General features: G+C 41.0%; 3 protein-coding genes. All 3 read right to left on the bottom strand.

Features of this window, described 5'->3' with window-relative positions; genetic code table 11:
* Positions 1-208 precede the first annotated feature (208 nt).
* The 3 genes from V7Z64_RS01375 to V7Z64_RS01365 all read right to left on the bottom strand — a co-directional run bounded on the left by V7Z64_RS01375 (position 209) and on the right by V7Z64_RS01365 (position 3,002).
* Entirely contained in the window at positions 209-1,069 is an 861-nt protein-coding gene (locus tag V7Z64_RS01375; RefSeq protein ID WP_297991415.1) for an oxidoreductase, read from the bottom strand.
* Positions 1,070-1,158: 89 nt separating this feature from the next.
* Entirely contained in the window at positions 1,159-2,073 is a 915-nt protein-coding gene (locus tag V7Z64_RS01370; RefSeq protein WP_297991418.1) for a DMT family transporter, read from the bottom strand.
* The gene (locus tag V7Z64_RS01365) at positions 2,070-3,002 is read right to left on the bottom strand and encodes a DMT family transporter (RefSeq protein ID WP_297991421.1); all 933 of its coding nucleotides are present in this window, start codon (positions 3,000-3,002) and stop codon (positions 2,070-2,072) included. The genes V7Z64_RS01370 and V7Z64_RS01365 overlap by 4 nt, the downstream gene beginning before the upstream one ends.
* Positions 3,003-3,111 lie beyond the last annotated feature (109 nt).

Genomic DNA, 3,111 nt, shown 5'->3' with positions numbered 1-3,111 from the left:
ATTAGCTCCTCAAGCAACATCAACGAAATAAATCCCGGAAATCCGGTAAAAAAATAAACATTTCCCACCTCTTTCGCCCCCTGTTTAATTCTTGGTCTAAAGCATTTTGTCGATCAATCTTCAACGATTTTACACATCATTTCGCTAAAATTAACAAAACTCCTACTTCCAAATGTATGTTTTCTACAGCTATATATGAAGGTTGTGCTTATTCCTGTTTATTCAACGTTTTTAGGAAAATCCGCTCCCACCACTTCCATGGCAACCAGTTTTTCAGCATTAACGTCAGTTTGACTCCTCTCCCTACAGGGTAACGCAAACGAGGAGTCGGCGATTGGACGACTTTGATGATTTGCTTAATGACTTCGTCAGGGGGTGGTGCTGTTTTGGCCACTCGATTCACGTATTGCACAATAGTTTTCATTTCTGTTGCATATGGTGAATCCGAACGGACGGACACTCCTTGAAGTCCTTTCGACCAAATGTTTGTTTTGAATGACCCAGGCTCAATTAAGACGACATATACTCCGTACGGCAACATTTCTAAACGAAGCGATTCGCTAAATCCTTCGACAGCAAATTTTGAAGCGACATATGGACCCATCGCCGGAAAACCGACTCGTCCGCTAATGCTACTAATGTTGATAATCTTACCGCTACGTTGCGTTCGCATAATTGGCAAAACAGCTTTTGTAACGGCAACTAACCCGAAAAAGTTTGTCGCAAATTGACGCTCCCACTCTTCAAGTGAGAATTCCTCTACAAAACCGCCAGCGGCAAACCCTGCGTTGTTAACTAATACATCGCTCCGTCCATAGCGATTGATTACATCGTGCACGACCGATTGTACCGAAGCGAAATCGGTGACATCGAGAGGTACGATTTCTATCCGATCGTACACGCCTGCTTCACACGCTGCTGTTGCAAGCATTTCTTTGTTTTGCATGTTTCGCATCGAAGCAACGACTTGATATCCTTCGCGCGCAAGTGCAACACTTACAAGTAGCCCAAACCCGCTTGAGGCTCCTGTCACTAGCGCCACCGACGGGAAGTTTACATTTTGGTTCACAACAATCCTCCTCACTACTATAAAGACACATTTATTGGAATTAGATAACGATGGGCAATATTCCTGCCATTTTGCAAAATCGACCCCCTTCACGCACTGATGGAGGTCGATTTTTTCTTTGGTTTAAGTTCTTTTGTTGTGACAACAAGCATAGCTCCACTCAACACAATCAGTCCCCCAATCATTTGGATAGACGATATGCTTTCATGTAAAAATACCATCGATAGAAGGAACGTCACGATCGGTTCTATCATACTTAAAATCGCTGCTTTTGTCGGACCGATGATATTCATTCCTGCAAAAAACGTCAACATCGCCAAAACGCTTGAGACGAACGATGTTCCGATAATTGGAAGCCATCCTTTTGTGCCAAATTGAAAATGTAATGTTCCCGAACCGATTCCAAAAATAAAAAAAGACAAAGCGGCAAAGAGTGCAATGTAGGCGCTCGCTGTAATGGGTGGAACGAGTGCGGTCACTTTATTTCCAACGATAATGTACATTGAGTAAACAATCGCTGCCCCAATGGCTAACGCAATACCGAGCGGCTGAATTTTTCCTTCTGGTGCCCCTAATACAAGCAACATACCTAAAAAAGAAATGAGAATCGCTATGATGATGTGTTTTGTTAGCTTTTCTTTATTAATAAAGAACGAAAAAATAGCCACAAATATAGGATTTAAATACAGCAATAAAGCAGCGAGTGAAGATGGAATATATTTCACTGCCTGAAAATAAAAAGAAGATTGCATCATATAGAAAATGCCACCTAGTAAAAATAAATACAATAAATGTGACCGCGAAACCTTCCAGTTTTTTTCTTTTAACCATAAATACAGAAAAAAGAAAAGCGCAGCCAATGCAAAGCGTAAAAACAACAGGGTTGTCACAGTGACACCGCTGTCATATGCGTATAATGCAAAGATGGGAATAAACGCAAATCCTGTTGCCGATAACAATACGAGGCCATATCCTTTCCACACTTCTCCTGCACCCCAAATCATATATTTACCCCTTTCTTAATGAGAGGGAACATTACTTTTTCTTGTTTACTGTAAATGTTAAACAAAATACCGCCAAATACAAACGCCGCTCCAACGATATGAGTAATTGTCAAATGTTCATTAAAAAAGATCGTTCCCATCACCGTAGCAGAAATAGGCATGACATTAATGAAAACGGAAGCGGTTGAAGCTCCGACTTTTTGAATACCATTATACCACCAAACGAAGCTGACAGCCGAAACGACAACGGCAACGTACAGTACGCTTAACCACACATCCCATCCACTCATTTTGATAGATGTAAAGGAAGTATAGTATAGCGCAAACGGTGCTAAAAATAACGTTCCAAAACCTGTTGCGTACGTTGTTGCTGCGAGCGGACTATATTTTTTCATTGCCACTTTTCCAATAACCGAATATGTACTCCAGCTGAGACATGCCCCTGCTAGCACGAGATCGATCGGAGCAACACCGATTTCGATAAGTATGGACGGATGGCCGTTTGTGATGATATATACAGCTCCAAATACGGCGAGCAACATACCAAATATACTTCTTCCGTTCAATTTTTCCTTCAAAAATAGTGCAGACAACAATGTAATCAACGGGGCATTGACCGCAATAACTAATGAGCTTTTGACAATTGGTGCGTATTTTGTAGCTATAAAAAAGAAAATGTTGTATAAAAACACACCCGTTAAACCGAGGAGCGCTAACACGACCCAATCTTTTCTCGTCGGAGTTGGTCTATTCGGCTCTTTCAAGTACAATAATGGAAACAAAATCAAACTAGCACCGAAAAAGCGAAAAAAAGCAACTGACACAGGATGTAAAGTCGTCGTTGCGATTTTTCCAGCAACAAAGGCACCACCCCAAATGGTAGCGGTTAAAAATAAAAGAATATACGTTTTTATATTTTTTACTGGCACTAAACATCCTCCCCTTTGTTCATAAAAAACTCGGCTAAAAAGGAAAATAACAATGAGGAGCATTCCTGTTAGAAAGGTTTTCGGGGACTTGAAAGAAAAAAGCCCTCTT

Source organism: Anoxybacillus sp. (genome assembly GCF_036834105.1).
Classification (GTDB): Bacteria; Bacillota; Bacilli; order Bacillales; family Anoxybacillaceae; genus Anoxybacillus.
Note: the sequence above shows the minus strand (reverse complement) of the source record. Positions and strands in the feature narration are given on the sequence as shown.

Coding starts and splice junctions, on each gene's coding strand:
- V7Z64_RS01370 (WP_297991418.1), bottom strand. CDS start 2,073: ATGATTTGGGGTGCAGGAGAAGTGTGGAAAGGATATGGCCTCGTATTG.